The organism is Oryzihumus sp. (genome assembly GCF_054325275.1).
This window is the reverse complement of record NZ_JBTCWL010000068.1, coordinates 1-19,735: the sequence shown is the minus strand read 5'-3', so window position 1 is coordinate 19,735 and position 19,735 is coordinate 1. Positions and strand designations below refer to the sequence as shown.

At 71.6% G+C, this 19,735-nt stretch carries 20 protein-coding genes and 1 tRNA gene; 11 read left to right on the top strand and 10 right to left on the bottom strand.

Annotated features, from left to right (window positions below; genetic code table 11):
- From ACXVGS_RS15645 to ACXVGS_RS15620, 6 genes are all read left to right on the top strand, one after another.
- A partial coding sequence (locus ACXVGS_RS15645) for a heme o synthase (protein WP_458537150.1) occupies positions 1 to 943 on the top strand: 943 nt, incomplete at its 5' end.
- Positions 937 to 1,464, top strand: coding sequence for a hypothetical protein (locus ACXVGS_RS15640; RefSeq protein ID WP_458530846.1), 528 nt, complete (start codon positions 937 to 939; stop codon positions 1,462 to 1,464). The genes ACXVGS_RS15645 and ACXVGS_RS15640, both read left to right, overlap by 7 nt.
- Entirely contained in the window at positions 1,461 to 3,263 is a 1,803-nt protein-coding gene (locus ACXVGS_RS15635) for a copper resistance protein CopC (RefSeq protein ID WP_458530845.1), read from the top strand. The genes ACXVGS_RS15640 and ACXVGS_RS15635 overlap by 4 nt, the downstream gene beginning before the upstream one ends.
- A 924-nt stretch (positions 3,264 to 4,187) precedes the next feature.
- Positions 4,188 to 4,364, top strand: a complete 177-nt coding sequence (locus tag ACXVGS_RS15630) for a hypothetical protein (protein WP_458530844.1) — start codon at positions 4,188 to 4,190, stop codon at positions 4,362 to 4,364.
- A gap of 97 nt (positions 4,365 to 4,461) precedes the next feature.
- On the top strand, positions 4,462 to 5,055 hold the full coding sequence (locus ACXVGS_RS15625; protein WP_458537148.1) for a signal peptidase I: 594 nt from the start codon (positions 4,462 to 4,464) through the stop codon (positions 5,053 to 5,055).
- A gap of 188 nt (positions 5,056 to 5,243) precedes the next feature.
- Positions 5,244 to 5,319, top strand: a tRNA-Arg gene (locus ACXVGS_RS15620).
- 144 nt (positions 5,320 to 5,463) lie between these two features.
- On the opposite strand, the gene ACXVGS_RS15615 is transcribed toward ACXVGS_RS15620, so the two are convergent.
- On the bottom strand, positions 5,464 to 6,027 hold the full coding sequence (locus ACXVGS_RS15615) for a YdeI/OmpD-associated family protein (protein WP_458530842.1): 564 nt from the start codon (positions 6,025 to 6,027) through the stop codon (positions 5,464 to 5,466).
- 244 nt (positions 6,028 to 6,271) lie between these two features.
- Here ACXVGS_RS15615 and ACXVGS_RS15610 point away from each other — a divergent pair, with 244 nt between their 5' ends.
- Positions 6,272 to 6,787 (top strand): GNAT family N-acetyltransferase, encoded by a 516-nt coding sequence (locus tag ACXVGS_RS15610; protein ID WP_458532082.1) that lies wholly within the window; start codon positions 6,272 to 6,274, stop codon positions 6,785 to 6,787.
- 51 nt (positions 6,788 to 6,838) lie between these two features.
- Here the strand turns inward: ACXVGS_RS15610 and ACXVGS_RS15605 are convergent, their stop codons facing one another.
- The 3 genes from ACXVGS_RS15605 to ACXVGS_RS15595 form a co-directional block, all read right to left on the bottom strand.
- Positions 6,839 to 7,225, bottom strand: a complete 387-nt coding sequence (locus tag ACXVGS_RS15605) for a hypothetical protein (protein ID WP_458537147.1) — start codon at positions 7,223 to 7,225, stop codon at positions 6,839 to 6,841.
- Between the two features lie 138 nt (positions 7,226 to 7,363).
- Positions 7,364 to 7,510, bottom strand: a complete 147-nt coding sequence (locus ACXVGS_RS15600; protein ID WP_458530839.1) for a hypothetical protein — start codon at positions 7,508 to 7,510, stop codon at positions 7,364 to 7,366.
- Between the two features lie 442 nt (positions 7,511 to 7,952).
- Positions 7,953 to 9,317 (bottom strand): MFS transporter, encoded by a 1,365-nt coding sequence (locus ACXVGS_RS15595; protein ID WP_458530838.1) that lies wholly within the window; start codon positions 9,315 to 9,317, stop codon positions 7,953 to 7,955.
- Between the two features lie 130 nt (positions 9,318 to 9,447).
- Here ACXVGS_RS15595 and ACXVGS_RS15590 point away from each other — a divergent pair, with 130 nt between their 5' ends.
- Entirely contained in the window at positions 9,448 to 10,035 is a 588-nt protein-coding gene (locus tag ACXVGS_RS15590; RefSeq protein WP_458533783.1) for a GNAT family N-acetyltransferase, read from the top strand.
- A 53-nt stretch (positions 10,036 to 10,088) separates the two neighbouring features.
- Here the strand turns inward: ACXVGS_RS15590 and helR are convergent, their stop codons facing one another.
- On the bottom strand, positions 10,089 to 12,239 hold the full coding sequence (gene helR, locus ACXVGS_RS15585) for an RNA polymerase recycling motor ATPase HelR (protein ID WP_458537146.1): 2,151 nt from the start codon (positions 12,237 to 12,239) through the stop codon (positions 10,089 to 10,091).
- 335 nt (positions 12,240 to 12,574) lie between these two features.
- On the opposite strand from helR, the gene ACXVGS_RS15580 reads away from it, so the two are divergent.
- The gene (locus ACXVGS_RS15580; RefSeq protein WP_458537145.1) at positions 12,575 to 13,465 is read left to right on the top strand and encodes an LLM class flavin-dependent oxidoreductase; all 891 of its coding nucleotides are present in this window, start codon (positions 12,575 to 12,577) and stop codon (positions 13,463 to 13,465) included.
- An 85-nt stretch (positions 13,466 to 13,550) separates the two neighbouring features.
- Here ACXVGS_RS15580 and ACXVGS_RS15575 read toward each other — a convergent pair whose 3' ends face one another.
- The 5 genes from ACXVGS_RS15575 to ACXVGS_RS15555 form a co-directional block, all read right to left on the bottom strand.
- Complete coding sequence (locus ACXVGS_RS15575) at positions 13,551 to 14,630, bottom strand: glycerophosphodiester phosphodiesterase family protein (RefSeq protein ID WP_458529759.1); 1,080 nt, start codon at positions 14,628 to 14,630, stop codon at positions 13,551 to 13,553.
- Between the two features lie 151 nt (positions 14,631 to 14,781).
- Entirely contained in the window at positions 14,782 to 15,333 is a 552-nt protein-coding gene (locus ACXVGS_RS15570) for a phosphotransferase-like protein (RefSeq protein ID WP_458537144.1), read from the bottom strand.
- A gap of 43 nt (positions 15,334 to 15,376) precedes the next feature.
- Positions 15,377 to 15,910, bottom strand: a complete 534-nt coding sequence (gene pyrE / locus ACXVGS_RS15565) for an orotate phosphoribosyltransferase (protein ID WP_458537143.1) — start codon at positions 15,908 to 15,910, stop codon at positions 15,377 to 15,379.
- A 101-nt stretch (positions 15,911 to 16,011) separates the two neighbouring features.
- Positions 16,012 to 16,536, bottom strand: coding sequence for a hypothetical protein (locus ACXVGS_RS15560; RefSeq protein ID WP_458529762.1), 525 nt, complete (start codon positions 16,534 to 16,536; stop codon positions 16,012 to 16,014).
- 117 nt (positions 16,537 to 16,653) lie between these two features.
- Positions 16,654 to 17,820: a citrate/2-methylcitrate synthase gene (locus ACXVGS_RS15555; protein WP_458537142.1), complete on the bottom strand. Its 1,167-nt coding sequence runs from the start codon at positions 17,818 to 17,820 to the stop codon at positions 16,654 to 16,656.
- A 99-nt stretch (positions 17,821 to 17,919) separates the two neighbouring features.
- Here ACXVGS_RS15555 and ACXVGS_RS15550 point away from each other — a divergent pair, with 99 nt between their 5' ends.
- Both ACXVGS_RS15550 and ACXVGS_RS15545 read left to right on the top strand, forming a co-directional pair.
- A complete protein-coding gene (locus ACXVGS_RS15550; RefSeq protein ID WP_458529764.1) occupies positions 17,920 to 19,146 on the top strand; it encodes a citrate synthase in 1,227 nt (408 codons plus the stop codon).
- A 60-nt stretch (positions 19,147 to 19,206) separates the two neighbouring features.
- Complete coding sequence (locus ACXVGS_RS15545; protein ID WP_458537141.1) at positions 19,207 to 19,734, top strand: N-acetyltransferase family protein; 528 nt, start codon at positions 19,207 to 19,209, stop codon at positions 19,732 to 19,734.
- Position 19,735: the final 1 nt, after the last annotated feature.

Here is a 19,735-nt window from a genome sequence, read left to right as displayed (position 1 = left end):
GCGCACCTCCTCGGAGCGGTCACCGATGACCAGTTCCGCCGTCCCCCTGCCCCGGTGGGCCGCGCTGCGCGCGACCCTCACGGCATACCTGGCCCTGACCAAGCCACGCATCATCGAGCTGCTCCTGGTGACCACCCTGCCGGCCATGCTCCTGGCCGCGAAGGGGTGGCCGCCGACCGGGCTGGTCGCGGTCACCCTCGTCGGCGGGGCGGCCGCGGCCGGCAGCGCGAACGTCCTCAACTGCTTCCTCGACCGTGACATCGACGCCGTGATGCACCGCACCGCGCGACGGCCGCTGAACGGGGGGCTGGTCTCGCCCCGGGGCGCCGTGGGCTTTGGCTCGGTGCTGGCCGTGGCCGCGGTGGGGCTGCTCTGGTGGGCCACCACGCCGTTGGCGGCGGCGCTCACCGCCGCGGCGATCGGGGTCTACGTCCTGGGCTACACGCTGGTCCTCAAGCGCCGCACCTCCTCGAACATCGTGTGGGGTGGCAGTGCGGGCTGCATGCCGACGCTGATCGGCTGGGCCGCGGTCACGGGACGGCTCGCCCTCGCGCCGTTCGTGCTCTTCGCCATCGTCTTCTTCTGGACGCCGCCGCACTTCTGGGCGCTGGCGATCCGGTTCCGGGAGGATTACGCAGCGGCGGGTGTCCCGATGCTGCCGGTGGTGGCGCCGGCCCGGACGGTGGTCCATCGGATGGCGGTCTACACCTGGCTCACCGTCGCGACGTCGCTCGTGCTCTGGCCGGTGGCGCACACCGGCCTGCTGTATGCCGGCGCGGCAGTCGTGCTCGGCGGGGTGTTCCTGCGCGAGGTCGAGCTGCTGCGGCGCCAGGTGGCCCGCGGTGCCCCGCTGCGCCCGATGCGGGTGTTCCACACGTCGATCAGCTACCTCAGCGCGCTGTTCCTCTGCCTGGCGGTCGATGTCCTGCTGAGGTCGTGGTGACGACACGAGGGGTCGCCTCCCTCGTCCCGGTGCTCGCGGCTGTCCTCGTGGCGGGGTGCTCGGCATCGGCGGCCCGCACCGGCGAGGCCGCCGGCATCGTGGGCACGGTCCGGGAGGGCGGCGTCACGGTAGTGCTCGGCTGGTCCGTCGGCCGCGGCGGCGAGCCGGTGCTGACGGCCCGGTTCACGCCCCAGCAGCCCGGCTTCCACCTCTACAGCGCCACCCTGCCGGCCAATGGCGTCGACGGGGTGGGCCGGCCGACGCGACTCGAGGTCGGTGGCGCCCTGGCGCCGGTGGGCGCGGGGGTGGCCGACGCGAGGCCGGAGTCGCTGCGGGTCAGCGGGGAGGACAGGCCGCTGGAGGTCTACCCCGACGGCCCGGTCACGGTGCGCCAGCGGGTCCGGGTCACCCGGGGCCGGCGCGCCCTCGTCTGGGTCACCTACGCGTCGTGCAGCCGGTCGACGTGCCTGCCGCCGGTCATCCGTCACCGGGTCGACATCGCCCTGCCGGGTCCGTCATGACGCGTGGTGCCCTCCCCCGGATCGTGCGGCGGGGACGCACCGCCGCCCTGGCCGTCGTCGCGGCGCTGGTCGTCCTGCTGCTGGGCGCCGGCCCCGCCTCGGCCCACGCCACGGTGCAGTCGACGTCACCCGCCGAGGGCGGCCAGGTCGCCACCGCACCCGCGACGGTGTCAGTCACCTTCGACGAGGGGGTCGGGATCAGCGCGGGGTCGATCAAGGTGGTGGACGGGCAGGGGCGCGGTGTCACCTCGGGCCGGGCCTTCCACCCCGCAGGGGACACCCGGACGGTCGCGGTGCCGCTCGCCCCGGGCCTTGCCCGTGGTGCGTACCTGGTGATCTGGCACGTCGTCTCGGACGACAGCCACCCCGTCTCGGGCAGCTTCAGCTTCGGCTACGGGGTGCCGGCCGGCCGCCCGGCCGCGGCGGCGCAGGACGACGTCGCGCTGGGGGTGGTGCACGGCGTGGCGGACTTCGGGGCGCTCGCCGGCTCCGTCGTCCTGCTCGGTGCCGTGTTCTTCCTCAGCGTGCTGTGGCCGCGGGGGTGGTGGCTGGGCCGGTCCCGCCGGCTCCTGGCCGTGGCATGGGGCGCTGCAATCGTCAGCACCGCAGTGCTTTTCGTCGTCGAGGGGCCCTACGGGGCGTCGCGGCCCCTGGCCGAGGTCACCGACGGCTCGCTCCTCGCGGTCACGGTCGGCAGCACCTACGGCAAGCTGCTCCTGCTCCGCCTCGTGGCGTTGCTCGCGGGCCTGTTCGTCTGGCGGTCCACCCGTGGACCCGCTCGTGGATCCGCCCGTGGATCCGCCCGCCCGCCGAGCCGGGTGGACCTCGGCGGTCTGGCACTGCTCGTGGTCGAGTCGTTCAGCTTCGCCGGGCACGCCGGTCAAGGGACCTGGGTGCCACTCGCGTCCACCATGGACGCCCTCCACGTGGCCGCGGCGAGCGTCTGGCTCGGCGGCCTCGTGGTCCTGGGCACGGTGCTGACCCGTTCCGTGGACGCCGGAGCGGCCGCTGACCTCGGCACCGTGCTGCCGCGCTGGTCGCGCGTGGCCATGGCCGCCGTGGCCACGCTGGCGGTCACCGGCGCCTACCAGGCCTGGCGGGAGGTCGGCAGCTGGGACGCCCTCGCCGTCACGGCATACGGCCGCCTCGTCGTGGGCAAGGTCACCGTGCTCGCCGTGATGCTCCTGCTCGCGTCGTACGGGCGGCGCTGGGTCGCCCGCCACGCCGGTCGGGCTGGAGGAGGGAGCGGCGAGTCAGGCACCGTCGGACCAGCCGCTGTATACGCGGGTGACAGGACGAGCGGCAGCGTCCTGGTGCGCGCGGCGGGACCCGCGGAACGGGCACCGGCACCGGCACCGGTCGGGACGCTGAGGCGGTCGGTCGCGGCGGAGGCGGCGCTGGGTGCGGTGGTGCTGGTCCTGACCGCGGTGCTGGTCAACGCGGTGCCGGGACGACAGGCCTACCTGCCCTCGTTCACCACGTCGGTCCTCGCCCGCAACTCCGCCGGTGACACCATCCGGGTCGACGTGCTGGTGCGACCCACGAGCCCCGGCTACGAGGGGATGTCGTTGCGGGCGTCGACCCCGAACGGCAGGCCGGTCCCCCTCCAGCTGGCGGCGGCGTCGTTCACCAACCCCGCACGCGGGATCGGCCCCATCGACCTCGACCTGGCCACGGCGGCCGGCCGGGTCGAGGACGTCCTCATCAGCGTCCCCTCGCCGGGACGGTGGCAGGTGATGCTCCGGCTCCGGGTGGACAGCTCCACCTTCGTCGCAGCGACCAGCTACGCGGTCGGCTAAGTGGCGCGCCGGGCTCCCGGGTCACGACCTTCCCCACCGCCGTCTGGCTACGCTCCCGGCACTGGCTACCCCCGCCCGTAGCGCCCCACGTGAGAGCGACGAGGCCCCCCGTTCCCAGGCAGGTGGAGTGGCACGGGGCATTCGTCGACCCATCGGGGCACGACCAGGCGTGGCTGCGCCGGCTGGGGGCGGCTGGACGTTCGCATCCAGGCCCTCGTCCCTCAGCGCGCCCGCAAGGGTCTCCGCGAGCAGTGCGTGATCCTCGACGACAGGGATTCGTGCCCGGTCGGCGCCCTCGGCTGTTCGGCTGATATCGCGCAAGATCCACATTCTCGATGATGTGCGCCCGCGCCGCGCTGCCGCAGAGTTCGACGCGCCCCGCAGGGGATGCCGGCGGTTCGCCGGCTGGTCGACTCTCGAGATGGAGATACCGCATTCTGCTCGCAAGCTCGCCATGGCTGGAGCCCTTGGCCTGGCCGCCATCGGACTGATCGGAGCCGGTGCCGGGGCCACGTTCACCGACTCGGTGAACAGCACACAGAAGGTCACCGCCGGCCAGTTGCACATGTCACTGTCCGCGCCGGGGGCCAGCTGCGCCGCCGAGGACGCCTCCGGCTGCCACGCCCTCACACTGCCCCCGGTGGGCCCGGTCGGCTCCACATTCGACTCGACCCCGACCGTGGTCACGATGACGAACACCGGCAACACCCCGGCGTTCTTCGACTCGATCCAGATGAGCGCGACCGGTGGTGGCGACACCCCTTCGGGGTACCTGGCTCGGCAGATGAACGTGTGCATCAAGAGCACTGACAGCAGCGGCACCTGGGTCGAGGGCAACGGCCCGCTGTCCACGGCCACGGCCCTGACCCGACCGTCAAGGAGAACTCGGTCGAGCTGCAAGCAGGGCAGACCGCGACCTACCAGGTGGAGTTCTACGCCGGGAAGGACTCCACCTGCGGTGCCACCTACAGCGATGGGCCGAACACCGCGAACGCGTGGGCCCAGAAGGTCGGTCACGCCTACCAGACGCCGGCCAGCCTGACCAACGAAGCGCAGGGGGGCACCGTCACCCCGACCCTGACGTTCGCCTTCACCGGCTGAGCCCGATCGCGGCGGTGGTGGGTCCCCGACCCTGCCACCGCCGTCGGGCTGCCAGCCACGCGCCATACCTCCGGTGACCCCGTGTAAGGAGCATTCGATGCCTACCCCGACCTCAGACACCCGCTCGGTCCGGCGCCGGGGACGTCTTCGCCAGTGGGCCGTCAACCTCACCCTCGCCGCGGCCGCGCTGGGAGTCGTCGCGGCCGCAGCAGCGGTGCTCAGCGGCAGCTACCAGGCGCGCCCGGTGCTGTCGGGGAGCATGACGCCCGGACTTCCGGTCGGTGGGGTGGTGCTCGCCCAACGGGTGCCCGCCGTGCAACTGCAGGTGCGGGACGTCATCGTGTTCGCCAAGCCCGGTTCGCCGGGGGATCTGGTGGTGCACCGGATCATCAAGCTGAGCTCCGCCTCCGGTCAGGTGCAGGCACACACCCAGGGGGATGCGAACAACACGCCTGACCCGTGGACCGTGTCGCTGCGCGGCGACACCGCCTACCGGGTGGTCGGGTCGCTGCCACTGCTGGGCTACGCCTCTGTGTGGTTGCACGGCACCACCAGCCGGCAGGTGCTCCTCTTCGGCGGTGGCCTGGTCTGCCTGCTGGCCTGCACCCGGCTGCTCCGCCGCGCAGGCGGGCGCCCGGGCCCGGTCCCTGTGCACCCCTTGATGGACAGCGGCGAACCCTGCAGCACCTGACGGGTCTCGGACACCGATCGTACGGGTCGCACGACAGGCCACGAGGGCCCTGCCGCGCCCGGCGACGGCGTTGCTCCCGACCTGCCACGCGAGCGAGGCGGACCGTCGGGCTTGGGCTACCCTTCTCAGGGCGTCACCATCGGTGCAGGTTCCAGCGGGGTCTGCAGCGAGGGTTCCAGCCATGCCCCGCCCTCGTAGCTCAGGGGATAGAGCACCGCTCTCCTAAAGCGGGTGTCGGCAGTTCGAATCTGCCCGAGGGCACCACCAGTATCCGCAGGTCAGAGGCCATGCCCGGCCTCTTGGCCGCCCGTTGCGCCGTCCCATCGGGCATCTGCAGTCCCCGACTCGTTCCCGACTCGTCCCGGGGCCGATCCGCAGGCTCGCGAGGCCGAAGTCGGCCCCCACCACTCAGGGGTAGAGCTTCTTGCCCTCGGCCAGCATCGCCACGAACTTCTCGATTCGGCGCGCCCTGGTCTCGGGCTTCTTGACGTCCTGGATGCGATAGAGGATCGCGAAGCGATTCTGCCGGTCGAGGGTCTCGAAGAACTCGGCCGCAACCGGATTGGCCGCCAGAGCCGCCACCAGGTCGTCCGGGACCGACGATGTTCGTGCACCGTCGTAGGCGGCCTGCCAGCGCCCGTCCGTCTTGGCCCGCTCGACTTCGGCCAGCCCCGCAGGACGCATCCGGCCCTGCCCGATCAGCGCTTCTACCTTGTCCCGGTTGATCTTGGACCACTTGCTCTTCGGCGTGCGCGGGGTGAACCGCTGCAGCCAGTGCTGGTCGTCGAACTTGCCCTTCTGCCCGTCGATCCAGCCGTAACACAGCGCCACATCGAGGGCCTGGGCGTAGTCCAGGGCCACGATGCCAGCGCCCTTCTTCCGCAGCTTGAGCCAGATACCTGCGGAGGTCGCGTGGTGATCGCTGAGCCAGGTCTCGAATGCCTCAGCAGACTCAAACGAGACGATCTCCATGTCCCCGGCCATCCTCGTCGTCACCCCTCCGTCGGCAGCCCGCCGAGACTACCCGCGACGACAACGTCACCACAGGGCCAGGCCGAGGGCGGCAGTGCTACCCAACAAGTGAACCAGCGTGTCACCCATCAAGCGGAGTGCGACAGCGGACGACCGCATCATTGGTGACGACCTTCCCTGCTGGCTCAGGCGCGCGGGCCGCAAGGACAAGAGGCCAGGCAGGTGGCCGTGCTAGACAGCTGCCGTGACAGCCCACCCCCGAATCGAACCGCTGACCGCCTCCGACCAGTTCCTCGTCGAGAACCTCTGGCAGTGCTACCAGCATGATCTCTCCGAGTTCCGAGGCTCGTTGCCGGGGCCTGACGGCCGCTACATGAACAGTCGCGTCGCGACCTACCTCGCATCGCGTGACCGCTCGGCCTTCCTCATCAAGGTCGACGAGGCTCCCGCCGGCTTCGTCATGATCAGGGAAGACGACGACACGCGGGTGCTGGGCGAGTTCTTCGTGGTACGGCCACTGCGTCGACAAGGCGTGGGTCGCACCGTTGCCACCGACGTGCTCAACAGCCACCCGGGCCGCTGGGAGCTCGCATTCCAGGAGGCCAACCAGCAGGCCGGCCGATTCTGGACCGACATCGCGACCCGACTCGCAGGCAACACCTGGACCGTGGCCCCGAGGCCCGTGCCAGAGCGTCCGGACTCTCCACCTGACCTCTGGCTCACCTTCGAGGTTGGACGGGCAACCGCTTCTTCCAGCTAGCCAGGTCCGGTCACCGTCGAGCCGCCGCCCCTCCGCGAGGACTTGCACGCATCAGTGGTCGCCCCGTCGCTCGATCAAGGCAACCGTTCCGGTCACGACGATCACGGCGGCGAGGCCCCAGCTGAGGTATGAGCTGAACAGCATGTCGGTTTTGGGTTGCACCCACTGTCCCGACTGGGTGTCAAAGGTTGGTCCCCAACCAGCGAAGCCGAGACCGGCAAGTATCGCCGACGGGATCACAATCAGGATGAGCGATCCACGCCCTCCCAGCAGGGCTGCGAACACCGTTGCCGCGACTCCCGGGATCGCCGCGCCTATGAGGAAGGCCGCGGACTGGAGCTTTGATGTCGCACTGGCCGACTCGCCGAAGAACGTCAGCCTTGCCCCGACTGCCTGCATCACCACGAGCCCGTAGCTCAGCAGGGCCAGCACGAGCACGGCGCCAGCTCCCCAGCTCTTGTCAGTCTCAGCCACAGTCCATGAGCATCGAGGATGCGGGTGGCATTGCGTATGAGCACACCTACTCATCTGCCGGGCCAGCGACACCGATCAGCACGCCCCCTCCGGAACTTGCCTCTACCGTCGTCGCCTCAGCCAGCGACGGGCCGGAGCGCCAGTCGCATGCCGCTCCACCTCCGGGATCTGCGACAGGACCGCGTCGTTGACCTCCCAGAACTCGCCCAGGAGCTCGTGCTCCAGCGCGGCCTCCCGCGTCAGCTTCACGCCGAGCAACGGATCATCAGCCCCCATCGCACCCCCAGTCACCAAGCTGCACGCGACCTGGCCGTGTTCACCCACAGGACCGGTCCGCGAACCGAAAGTCACATGGTCTGCGCTGAACCCCTCGTCGACCCACGTCCCCAACGTCGCGTCAATGGAGACCTCGCGCACGTCATGGTGGTACAGGAAGGCCCAGAACACCGCCCGGACCCGCTCCTCGTCCCGACCTCCCCGGTGTACACCACCCGCTTGCCGCCACAATCCGCGCAGCGCGTGACCTGCGTGCTGTACAGCACGACCCCAAGATCCAAGGGCAGATCGTGGCAGACGACCGAACCGGTTCCCGCGCGGCGGGTGTTCGTGCCGAGATCCGAAGCGCAGCTGACCGCCTACCCGACACCACCGGATGAGACCTGGCGGGTGTTCGTGAGGGCGACTGCCGCTCTCAGCGGATCGGGTCCGGCGTGGGATCGGGCACCGGCTCCTCGGTGCTGATGAGCGAGGGCGGACCGACCGCGATGCCGTCCTCCGGCTCGGGGCTGGAGGCGCGGGCGTCGGCCAGGACGTCGGCAGGGACGTGCTGCTCCAGGAACCGCCGGGCCAGCCGGGTCGACGGGTGCACCGCGATCGTGGCGACCACGATGATGCCGGCGATCAGCAGCCAGCCCGCGGCACCCCAGTTCATCGCGAGGAACGTGTAGACCGCCGGCGCCCACACCTTGCCGAGGGTGCCGCTCAGGCCGGCCGCCCCCTGGTAGGAGCCGCGCTGCCGAGGATCCATCAGCTCGGCCTCGAACGTCCAGCTGGCCGCCGAGAGGTAGAGCTCGGCCCCGGTCACGGTGACGTGCCCCAGCCAGACCAGGGCGATCGTGACCCACCCCACCGTGTCGTGGGTGGCCAGCGTGATCAGGCACGAGATGACGAAGAAGGTCGACGACACCCGGATCGCCCGCAGCGCGGTCGACTCGTTGTGGACGCCGCGTGCCGCCGCCATGGGCAGGAAGATGCACATCACCGTGTTGGTGCCGAACAGGAAGGCCAGCAGCACCCGCGGGGCGTCGGTCTGCTCGACCAGCCACAGCGGGATCACGACGTTGAGCAGCACCTGGTTGGTCCAGAACACCCCGACGAAGAAGGTCGTGAGGAGCCAGCCGGGGTTGCGCAGCGGCCCGGGGCCGGGCACCTTCACCTTGCGCTCCTCCGGGGTGCGGTCGTCGTGCGAGGCCCGCGGCAGCCGGGTGACCGCGGCGGCATTGACGAGGAAGACCACGGCGGTGAACCACGGCAGCGCGTGCAGCACGTCGTTGGAGTGGAACGCCAGCGCGATGCCGCCCATGAGCGAGCCGAGGGTGAACCCCACGTTGAGCGCGGAGTACATGTACGCACGCGACTTCACCCGCTCGTCGGGCGGCAGGACGTCGATCGTGTATGCGCCGTGCGCGGCACCCCCGAGGGCTCCGATCACCTCCATGCCAACGGCCATGGCGACGTAGCCCTTGAAGTCGGTGATGAACGGCCACAGCGCGAACATCGCTGCCTGCCCGGCCGCGCTGACGGCCCACATCTTCTTCGGCCCGAAGCGGTCGACCAGCTTGCCCATCGGCAGCGCCGCCAGGAACGCCGCGATCCCGGCGAAGGTCAGGCCGAGGCCGACCTGGGCGGCGGACAGCCCGACGATCTGCGTGAAGAACACCGCCGAGCCAGTCATGAAGGTGCCCTCGCCCAGGGCGAAGAGCAGTGACTGGACGGAGAGCCGTCCGGCCAGGGGCGACGGGGGGCGCACGTGGCGGAGGGCGTCGTCGAGAGTCACCCGGAGATTCTCCGGGTCCCGCTGCCTGGTGTCGCGCCAATTTACGGCGTTCTGAAGGATGTGGGGTGACCTCACAGCGCCGGCACGGCATGATCCTGGGAAGACGGATCCGAGCTGCGGGGGTGCCGGCATGGATGACGAGACGGTGGGCTCCGCCTACACGACCCGGCCGCTCACTGCTGACACGTGGGACGACTTCGCCAGGCTCGTGGAGGCCAACAACGGGGTCTGGGGCGGCTGCTGGTGCATGGGCTTCCACCCCGAAGGGGTCGGCCAGGGCAGCACCGCCTCCCAGAACCGCGACGCCAAGCACGCACACGTGCGCAAGGGCACGGTCCACCAGGTCCTGGTGTACGACGGCGACGAGTGTGTCGGCTGGTGCCAGTTCGGCCCACCGGCGGAGCTTCCCACGATCAAGAACCCCACGGCATACGACGCCGGGCTGACCGAGCTGCCGGACTGGCGGATCGGCTGCATCTTCACCGGCAGGGGACATCGGCGCAGCGGGGTCGCGCGGGCAGCGGTGACCGCCGCGCTTGCGGCGATCGAGGAGGCCGGCGGCGGGCTCGTCGAGGCATACCCCGAACAGGTCGAGGGCCGGGAACCGCAGCGCGGCGCCTATTTCCACACCGGGCCGGAGAACCTGTTCGAGGCGTTCGGGTTCGAGCGCGACCGACGCATCGCCAAGTGGCGCTGGGTGATGCGTCGACGCGTCTGACCCCGGGCGACGATGGCGGCTCGGCCAACACCCGGTCCCTGACGTGGCCGCGGTCAGGAGCTCGTGAGGATGACCAGCTGTTGGGTCGCCCGGGTCATCGCCACGTAGCGGTCGACCGCTGCCTCGATGCCGGTGCCGAACGCCTGCGGGTCGACGAGGACGACCAGGTCGAACTCGAGCCCCTTGACCAGCTCCGGGCTCAGCGACTGGACACGGGGCGTCGCCGTGGACGTGGGGTCACCGATGACGCAGGCGACGCCCTCGGGGTGCGCGGTGAGCCAGGCCAGCAGGATCGCGTCGCGCTCCGTGGTGGATCCGTGCACGACCGGGATGCCGCTCTCGCGGATGGAGGTCGGCACGTTGGCGTCCGGGAGCGCGGCCCGGATGACCGGCTCGGCCTCGGCCATGACCTCCTCCGGCGTCCGGTAGTTGATGGTCAGGGACGCCAGGGTGGTGTGGTCGAGCCCGATCCGTTCGAGGCGTTCCTGCCACGACTCCGTGAACCCGTGCCGGGCCTGGGCCCGGTCCCCGACGATGGTGAAGCTGCGGGACGGGCAGCGCGTCAGGAGCATCTGCCACTCCGCGTCGGTCAGCTCCTGGGCCTCGTCCACGACCACGTGCGCGAACGGCCCGGCGAGCAGGTCGGGGTCGGCCCCGGGCATCGCATCCTCGTCGACGAGGTTCCGCCGCAGGTCCGGGTGGCGCAGCATCGACATGACGTGCATCTCGGAGTCGTCCGTGGCGATGAGGTGGTCGATGACCCGGCTCATCTCCTCGCGCTCCGCCCGCAGCACCGCCTCGCGCTGCCGTTGACGCCGCGACGCCTCCGGGTCGCCCAGCCGCAGCCGTGCCGCGTCGAGCAGCGGCAGGTCCGACACCGTCCACGCCTGGGTGTCCGCGCGCTGGAGCCGGCGGACCTCGTCGGTGCCGAGCCCGGGGGCGCACCGGCGCAGGTAAGCGGGGACCGACCACAGGTCGCCGACGAGGTCGGTTGCCTCCAGCATCGGCCAGGCGCGGTGCAGGGCGGTGCGCAGCTCGCGGTTCTGCTCCAGCGACCGGCGGACCTGCTCGGGTGAGGCCTCCTCGACGTCGTGCTTGTCGACCAGGATCGTGAGCAGCTCCTCCCAGACCTGGTGGCGGGCCTCGTTGTGCGGGGTGCCGGGCTCGGGCGCGGCGAACGCCTCGGCCCAGTCGTCCGCGCTCAGCCAGACGTCGCCCCACGGGGTCTCGACCTCCATCCCCTGGCGGGGTGGCTCCTCGTAGAGGCGGACGGCCGGCTCGATCGCCGTGACCATGTCCGCGGTCGCCTTCAGCCGCGCGACCTCCGGGTCGGTCTCGGGCGGCGCCGTGGCTCCCTCCGGGACGAGGTCGCGCAGGGTGCAGGTCTGCACGCCCTCCTCGCCCAGGCTGGGCAGCACGTCGGAGACGTAGGCGAGGTAGGGCTCGTGCGGGCCGACGAACAGCACGCCGCCGCGGCGGTGCCCCAGGCGCGGGTCGGAGTACAGCAGGTATGCGGTCCGGTGCAGTGCGACGACGGTCTTGCCGGTGCCCGGACCGCCGTCGACGACCAGGGCGCCGCGGGACCCGGCGCGGATGATGGCGTCCTGGTCGGCCGCGATGGTGCCGAGCACGTCGCGCATCCGGGCCGACCGGGAGCCGCCCAGGCTGGCGATGAAGGCCGAGTCGTCGTCGAGGGCGGCGTGCTGCGTTGCCCGGCCCGGGGTGAACACCTCGTCCCAGTAGTCGCTGACGCGCCCGCGGGTCCAGCGGTACCGGCGGCGGCTGACCAGGCCCATCGGGTTCGCGTGGGTCGCGCCGAAGAACGGCTCGGCCGCGGGAGAGCGCCAGTCGATCAGCAGCCGACGTCCCGCGCTGTCCTGGAGGCCCAGCCGCCCGACGTACACGGGCTCGGAGTCGTCGGCGCCGACCATGCGGCCCAGGCACAGGTCCAGCCCGAAGCGGCGCAGGGTGCGCAGGCGGGCGGTCAGCCGGTGGACCTCCGTGTCCCGCTCCATCGCGTGCTGACCCGAGCCGCCGGGCGCGCTGCGCGCCGCGTCGAGCCGGCCGGACAGCTCGGCGATCGTGCTCTCGAGGCTCTGCGCGATGGCCGCGAAGTGCTCCTCGTCCCCGGCGACCAGCGCCGGGTCGGCCTTGTGCGTCAGGCGTTCAGGAAGGTCGAAGGCGCTGGTGCGCACAGGGTCCACGTGATCAGCTCCGATCAAAGCAGCAGAGTCGCGGCCACCGTCACCCCGTCGGTGCGATTCGCGCAGAGGCATGGCGCCACCCCCAGGTCCGTTGGTTCTGGCCTCGGCCGGCGATTGTGAAGCACGACCGGGGCCTTGCCGCAAGGCCCCCGGTGCGTTATACGTTGGTAGTGGAGAGGGCGAGCCCTCTCCTTTTTCATGCCGCGACAGGGCCTGCCTTTCAGGCCAAAGCGACCCGGCGCCGTGCGACGAGCCGTGGCGGTGGACGCGACACCTCGCCGCAGTGACCATGGGGATGAAGGACGCTGTTCCAGCCCTGACCCGAAGGGGTGGCCATGGCGACGCTGCGCTTTGGTGCCTACCAGTACCAGCACCTCCCCCTGGACCAGCTCACCGAACGCTGGCGCGAGGCCGAGCGACTCGGCTTCGACGTGCTGTGGAACTGCGACACCCTGGTCGAGCCCGACCGGCCCCGGCACCTGATGTTCGACGGGCCGGCGACGTTGACGCTCATGGCCGAGCGGACGCGCACGATCCGGATCGGCACGCTCGTGACCAGCCTCTATTTCCGCCATCCCGCGACCTTCGCCAAGTCCGCGACGACGATCGACCACCTCAGCTCGGGCCGGCTCGAGGTCGCCCTGGGCGTGGGGGACCCCTCCGCCGGTCCCGCCGCCCTCGGCATCCACTGGACGACGGCCGAGCAGGTCTCCCGGTTCGCCGAGTTCGTGCGCCTCATCGACCAGCTGCTCACCCACGAGGTCAGCGACTTCGACGGGACCTACTACACCTGCACCGGCGCGGAGACCATCCCGCAGCCGCTGCCGCGGCCCCCCCCACCCCAGACCATCGCCCCCCACGGGCCGCGGATGCTGGCGATCGCCGCCCGGAACGCCGACTCGTGGAGCTCCTGGGGAGGCTACGACGTCACCACCGAGGCCGACTTCTTCCGGGTGACCGCCGAGCGCTGCCGCCGGTTCGACGACCTGTGCGTCGCTGCTGACCGGGACCCGGCCACCATCCGCCACTCCGTGGTCTGCTTCCCGCCGCTGACGCCGTGGGAGTCGACCGCCTACTTCGTGGACATGGTCGGCCGGATGCGCGAGGTGGGAGTCGACGAGTTCGTCCTCTACTGGCCCCGGAACTGGCGACCGGAGGCCCTCCACGAACAGCAGGTCTTCGAGCAGGTCACGGCCGAGACGATCCCCGCGCTCCGTGCGGGCTGACCTGTCCGGGCCACAGACCAGGCGGGTATGCCGCGTGGCTGAGCACGCGGCATACCCGCCTTGGGTTTGGTGACAGTGACCGGCGTCAGGGAGCGGGATACGCCTTCGGGAGGCGCATGCCGCGCTCGGCCATGATCTGCCGGACGTGGTTGGGGTAGTTGGTGATGATGCCGTCGACCCCCATGTCCATCAGCGCCTTGATGGTGGCGTTGTCGTCGCACGTCCAGGGGATGACCTTGAGCCCGCGGGCGTGGGCCTCGCTGATCATCTGCTTGTCCGGGTAGAACCGGAAGCCGGGGTCGCCGACCTTGCCGTTCTGCGGGAAGCCGTAGTTGGGCGACAGTGCGGTCAGGCCCGGCACCGCGGCCTCGGCCGCCTTGACGAAGTCGCCGCCGTAGGTGTCCGCGTCGACTCCACCGAGCCACGGGGAGGCGCCCGGCTTGCCGACCTCGAGGAAGTCGTAGTTCGTCAGCGCCACGAGCGGCCACCTCGGCGCGAGGGTGTGCATCAGCTTGAGCGCGCCCCAGTCGAAGGACTCGATGGTGACCTGGCGCTCGATGCCCGAGGCGTGGATCTCCTCATAGACCCGCCGGACGAACTGCCCCCGCGGCGCGGTCTGCTCCGGCGAGCCGGCCTCCACCTTGGTCTCGATGTTCAGCTTGACCTGGTTGGCGTGGTAGGCCTTGACCAGGTTGAGGACATCCTTGAGCTCGGCCATGCGCCAGCCCTTGACCTGCTCCTGCTCGGGGAAGCCGGGCAGCTGCTGGTAGCCGCAGTCCATCGTCTTGATCTCGGCCAGGGTCAGGTCCTTGATGTACTTGCCCACGTAGGGGTACATCGGGTCACCGGGAAATGCCGGGGCGGTGTCCTGGCACTTCTGCGAGCTGATCTGGCGGTCGTGGTTGACGACGACCTTGTCGTCCTTGGTGATGTGCGTGTCCAGCTCCAGCGTGCTGACACCGAGGCGCAGGGCCTTGGCAAAACCCGGCAGCGACTCCTCGGTGGTCATGCCGATGCCACCGCGGTGGGCCTGAAGGTCGAACTGGGTCTTCTGCGGCTGGACTCCAGGACCGCCGGTCTCGGGAGTGGCCTGGGCAACGGCCGAGGCGGACAGGCACAGGCCGGCCACGCTGACGGCCGTGGCAACAACTCGTAGGGCTCTCATGCGCCGGACGCTAGGAGCCGCACACAACGACCTCACGGACTCCGGGTGAACGCGACGAGGCCTGGCGGTGCCGACCGTCCGAGGTCAGACCGACCAGTCGGCAGACGCTGTGCCGGCCGCAGGACCCCGCGAGGGTCACCATCCCGGACCGTCAACGTGAGCCGGCTCTTGCGGGTGTGTAGCAACGCGACACCCAGAGTTCCCGGACAGCCTCGACCTGCTCAGCCGGTGACATGGACGTCACCTCGAGGCTCACGTCGACCGCCGGCGGGTCGGCCACGTGCAGCTCATGCAGCGCCTCGAACTCCTCGGACGTGATGTGCATCGGGCGCAGGGAAGCGCGGCGCCTGGCCTCCTCGCGCGAGAGGGTCAGGTGGACGAGCACGACATCGGGAAGCAGCCTGCGATAGAGCCTCGCTGTCTCCGGGGTGAGGACGTCGGCAACGATGGCGGCGAACCCGTGCTTGGTGAAGGACTTCGCCAGGGCACAGGCGTTACGCACGCCCAGCGCCTGCTGGCGGAGCCCCTCCTCTCCCGCCCACGGAGCTGCCCCGCCGGTCTTCACCAGCTGCCGGATGTCATCGACGTCGATGAACGCACATCTCGGCGTGCTGTCCGACAGTGCCAAAGCGGTCGCGCCCTTCCCTGCCGCCGGGCCGCCGGTGAGTACCAGCACCGGCTTCGCTGCATTGTCCTCGCGCATGCCTCACTCTGGCACGAGCTACTCGCATGCTTGGTGAGGTCGGCTAGCGAACGGCGTCCAGCTGCCGCTTGGTCAGCACCGACAGCATCTGCACGCCGACCTCCGACAACGGGTGGATCTCACCGTCGAACCGGTCGATGGCGCAGACCACCGTGTCGACCTGCGCCTCCCTGCGCCGCAGCTCCTCCGCCGCTGCCCGGGCTGCGCCACCGGTGCTGATCACGTCCTCGACCAGCACCACCCGCCGGCCTGCGACCTCGGCGCCCTCGATGAGCTGGCACGTGCCGTAGGTCTTGGCCTGCCTGCGCACCAGCCCCAGGGGCAGCCCGGTCAGCGAGCTCAGCACCGTGGCAATCGGCACCCCACCGAGCTCCAACCCACCCAGGACCTGCGTGTCGGAGGGCAGCAGCGTGACCATGGCCTCGGCCACCCGACGCAGCAGCAGCGGGTCCGCCTCGAACCGGTACTTGTCGAAGTACTCCTGCGAGACGGCCCCGGAGCGCGGGGTGAACTCCCCCGTCAGCCGGCACCGGGCATCGACCTCGCGGGCCAGGTCCGTCAGCGCGTCAGTGAGCATGCCGCGATGCTGCCACGCCGAAGCCCGCCTCGCCCCTGAGCAGACTCGCGTTTCCCCCTGCGGGCCGCCGTGGCCGGCGATGTTCACCCGGTCGTCAGCCGTCAGTGGGCCTCGATCACCGCGGCGAGCAGGAAGTAGGGCACGACCACGGCGACGGCCAGCGCCAGGGCGACCAGCCCCACCGACCGCTCTGCGCGCGAGCGCACCGACCACAGACCGACCACCGACGCCAGGAACATCACGAAGAAGCCCAGCCGGACCACGCTGTTGACGGCGTTGCCGGCGGCCAGGGTGGTGGTCTGGACGTACGACGGCACGATCGTCAGGGCCAGGCCGAGCCCGAACGTCCCGAGCGCCGACCAGCCCCAGCGGGTTCTCGGCAGGAACGTGAACGACCGGCCGCGCCCCCACACCCATCCCATCACCGCGACCACCAGGGCCAGGCCGAGCGAGACGAATCCGAGGTAGTAGAACAGCCCGCGCAGCTCGTCACTGCCCAGGAAGAACACCGGCACCACGAGCGCCGCGCCCGCCACGGCCAGCCCACCTGAGATCCGGCGCCACGGCGCCCGCCGCCGGGATGGGTTCCCGTGCCCCGCAGCCAGGTTCGTCGGTGTTGCGTCCATGGCGGCCTCCATCCGGTCAGTGCGGCAGCCCCAGCCTCGTGGGGGCGCCGGTGCTGCCGTCAGGGGCAACGGTCCTGACCGGACCGCGGGGGTGTGCCCTATGGCGGGCTCCGGCGGTCAGGCCGAGGGCACGGGCTGCGGGGGCGGCGGGCCGACGTAGCGCGAGGAGGGCCGGATGATCTTGCTGTCCAGGGCCTGCTCGAGCACGTTGGCGCTCCAGCCGATGACCCGCGCGACGGCGAAAGTCGGCGTGAACATGGCCCGCGGCAGGGCGCACAGCTCCATCACCACCCCGGCGTAGAACTCGACGTTGGTGTGCAGCTCGCGGCCGGGCTTGAGCTCGGCCAGGACGGACAGCACCCCGTGCTCGACCTCCTCGACGAACTCGACGAGGCGCTCGGCCTCCGGCCGGCCGGTCGCCAGGCCCCGGGCGACGCCCTTGAGCATCCGCGAGCGGGGGTCCTCGGTGCGGTAGATCGGGTGGCCGAAGCCCATGATCCGGTCGCCGGACTCCACCGCGGCCCGCACCCACGGGTCGATCCGGTCGGCCGACCCGATGGCGTCCAGCGTGTCCAGGGCCCGGCTCGGCGCCCCGCCGTGCAGCGGCCCTGACAACGCGCCCAGCGCCCCCACCACGCACGCCGCGACGTCGGCCCCGGTCGAGGCGATGACCCGCGCGGTGAACGTCGAGGCGTTGAAGCCGTGGTCGACGGTGAGCACGAGGTACTGCTCGACCGCCCGCGCCGCGGCCGGCTCCGGCTGCTGCCCGGTGATCATCCACAGGTAGTTCGCCGCGTGCCCCAAGTCGTCGCGCGGGGGCACCGGGTCCAGGCCGGCGGCGAGCCGGTGCAGCGCCGCGAGGATCGTGGGCACGGGCGCGGCGAGCGCCACGGCGTCGGCGCGGCGCTCGGCGGGGGTGAGGTCGTACACCGCGCGCCTCCCCCGGGCCGCCCCGAGCCAGGACACGGCGGTGCGCAGCCCGGTCATCGGGTCCCCGCTCGCGGCGACCAGGGGCAGCGCCTCCCACAGGTCCTGCGGCAGGTGACGCGCCGCCGCGACCTCGGCCGCGAACCGGGTCCGCTCCTGCGCGTCGGGCAGCCGGCCCTCGAGCTGGAGGTGCCAGACGTCCTCGAGCGAGCGGCGCTCGGCCAGCTCGACGGCCGAGTACTGCCGGTAGTGGTAGAACCCCTCGCGCCCGCGCACCGTGCCCAGGGCGGTGTCGGTCACCACCACGCCCTTGAGCCCCCGGGGGACCTCGACCAGCTCGTCCTGCAGCGCGGTCATCACGCTCTCCTGCCTCGTCCGCCGCCGGCCCCACTGCCGGCGGTCAGCAGCACTGTGCGCCTGTCGATCAACGGTCGTCAACGTTGATACAGTCAATGTATGTCGACCCCGGACCCCCGCGACCAGCTCACCTCCCGCCAGGTGGCCGACCGGCTCGGCGTACGCCTGGAGACCGTCTACGCCTACGCCAGCCGGGGCCTGCTGACGAGCACCCGGGCCCCCAACGGCCGCGGCAGCGTCTTCGACCGGGCCGAGGTCGACGCCCTGCGGGACCGCGGCCGCCGGGATCGACCGGCCGGCACCCCGTCCTGGCGCGGGCCCGTCGTCGACACCGACACCACGCTCATCGAGGACGGGCACCTCTGGTTCCGCGGGGTCGACGCCGTGGACCTGGCCGGGAGCCTGCCGTTCGAGCACGCCGCGTCGTGGCTGTGGACCGGCGAGGTCGACCCCACCCTCTTCCAGGCACCGGACATCCCGCTGCGGGCGGCCACCCGCGCGGTCCGGTCACTGCCTGACACCGCCGACCTCGTGGGCCGGCTGCGGGTCGCCGTGGCCGCGGCGGGTGCGGTCGACCCCCGCCGCTACGACACCCGTGGGCTTGCCGCGATCGGCACCGCCGGCGGGCTGGTGACGCTGATGGTCGACTCCCTGCCCCGGCTCGGCGAGGCCCCGGAGCCGGACGCTCCCCTGGCCCGCCGGCTCTGGGCCGCGCTGTCCCCCATGCCGCCCACCACGCAGCTGCTCCGCTGCCTCGACGCCGCCCTGGTCCTGCTGATGGACCACGGCCTCGCCGTCTCGACCGTCGCCGCCCGGACCGCGGCCTCGGTGCGGGCCCACCCCTACGCCGTCGTGGCCACCGGGCTGTCCGCGATGGAGGGGCCGCTGCACGGCGCCGCGAGCACGCTGGCCCACAGCACCCTGCGCGACGCGCTCGAGACCGGCGCCGCGGCCGTGGTCGCCGACCACCTGCGCACCGACCGGCCCGTGCCCGGCTTCGGCCACCAGCTCTACCCCGAGGGCGACCCGCGCGCGAGCGCCCTGCTGGCCCTGCTGGCCTCCGAGCGGCGCGCGAAGGCGGTCACCCACGCGGTGCGCGACCTCACCGCCGAGCTGGGCGACCACCCCAATGTCGACCTCGCCCTGGCGGCCCTCGCGGTGACCGCCGACATGCCGCGCACGGCCGGAGAGGTCATCTTCGCCATCGCCCGCTCGGTCGGCTGGGTGGCCCACGCCCTGGAGGAGTACGACGAGACCCCGCTGCGGTTCCGGGGGCATGGTCGCTACCGCGGCCCGCAGCCCCCGCAGCCGGTGCCCACCGCCTGAGCACACCGGCCCCGTCCTGCTAGCCTCCTTGTGGCAAAGGAGTTGCAACAAGGAGCTCTGATGATGCCCGTGTTCGAGGCCGTCGCCGCCGTGGACGCCGCCGACCCCGCCCTGCGCCAGGCGCTCCTGCAGCTGTGGGTGGACGTCACCAACGCCGGGGGCGCCGTCGGCTTTACCGCACCCGCGCCTGCGGACGCGGTCGCCGCGAGCCTGGACGCCGCCCTGGCGCGGGTCGCGGACGGCCCCGACGCGCTCGGCGTCGTCCGGGACGGGGAGCAGGTCGTCGCGATGGGCTTCCTCGTCGTCCGCGGCTCGCCCCTGTGCCGCCACTGGAGGACGGTCCTGCGCGTGATGGTCCACCCGACGCATCAGGGCACCGGCACCGGACTGGTGCTCATGCAGGGCCTGCACGACCTCGGGCGCGCGCTCGGGCTGGAGCACCTGCAGCTGACGGTCCGCGACGGCCACGGCCTCGAGGCCTTCTACGCCCGCTCCGGCTACTCCGTGGTCGGGCGGCACCCGGGTGCGGTCCGGGTGGGCCCGGGGGACGACCGCGACGAGGTCATGCTGGTCGCGCCGCTGCGCTGAC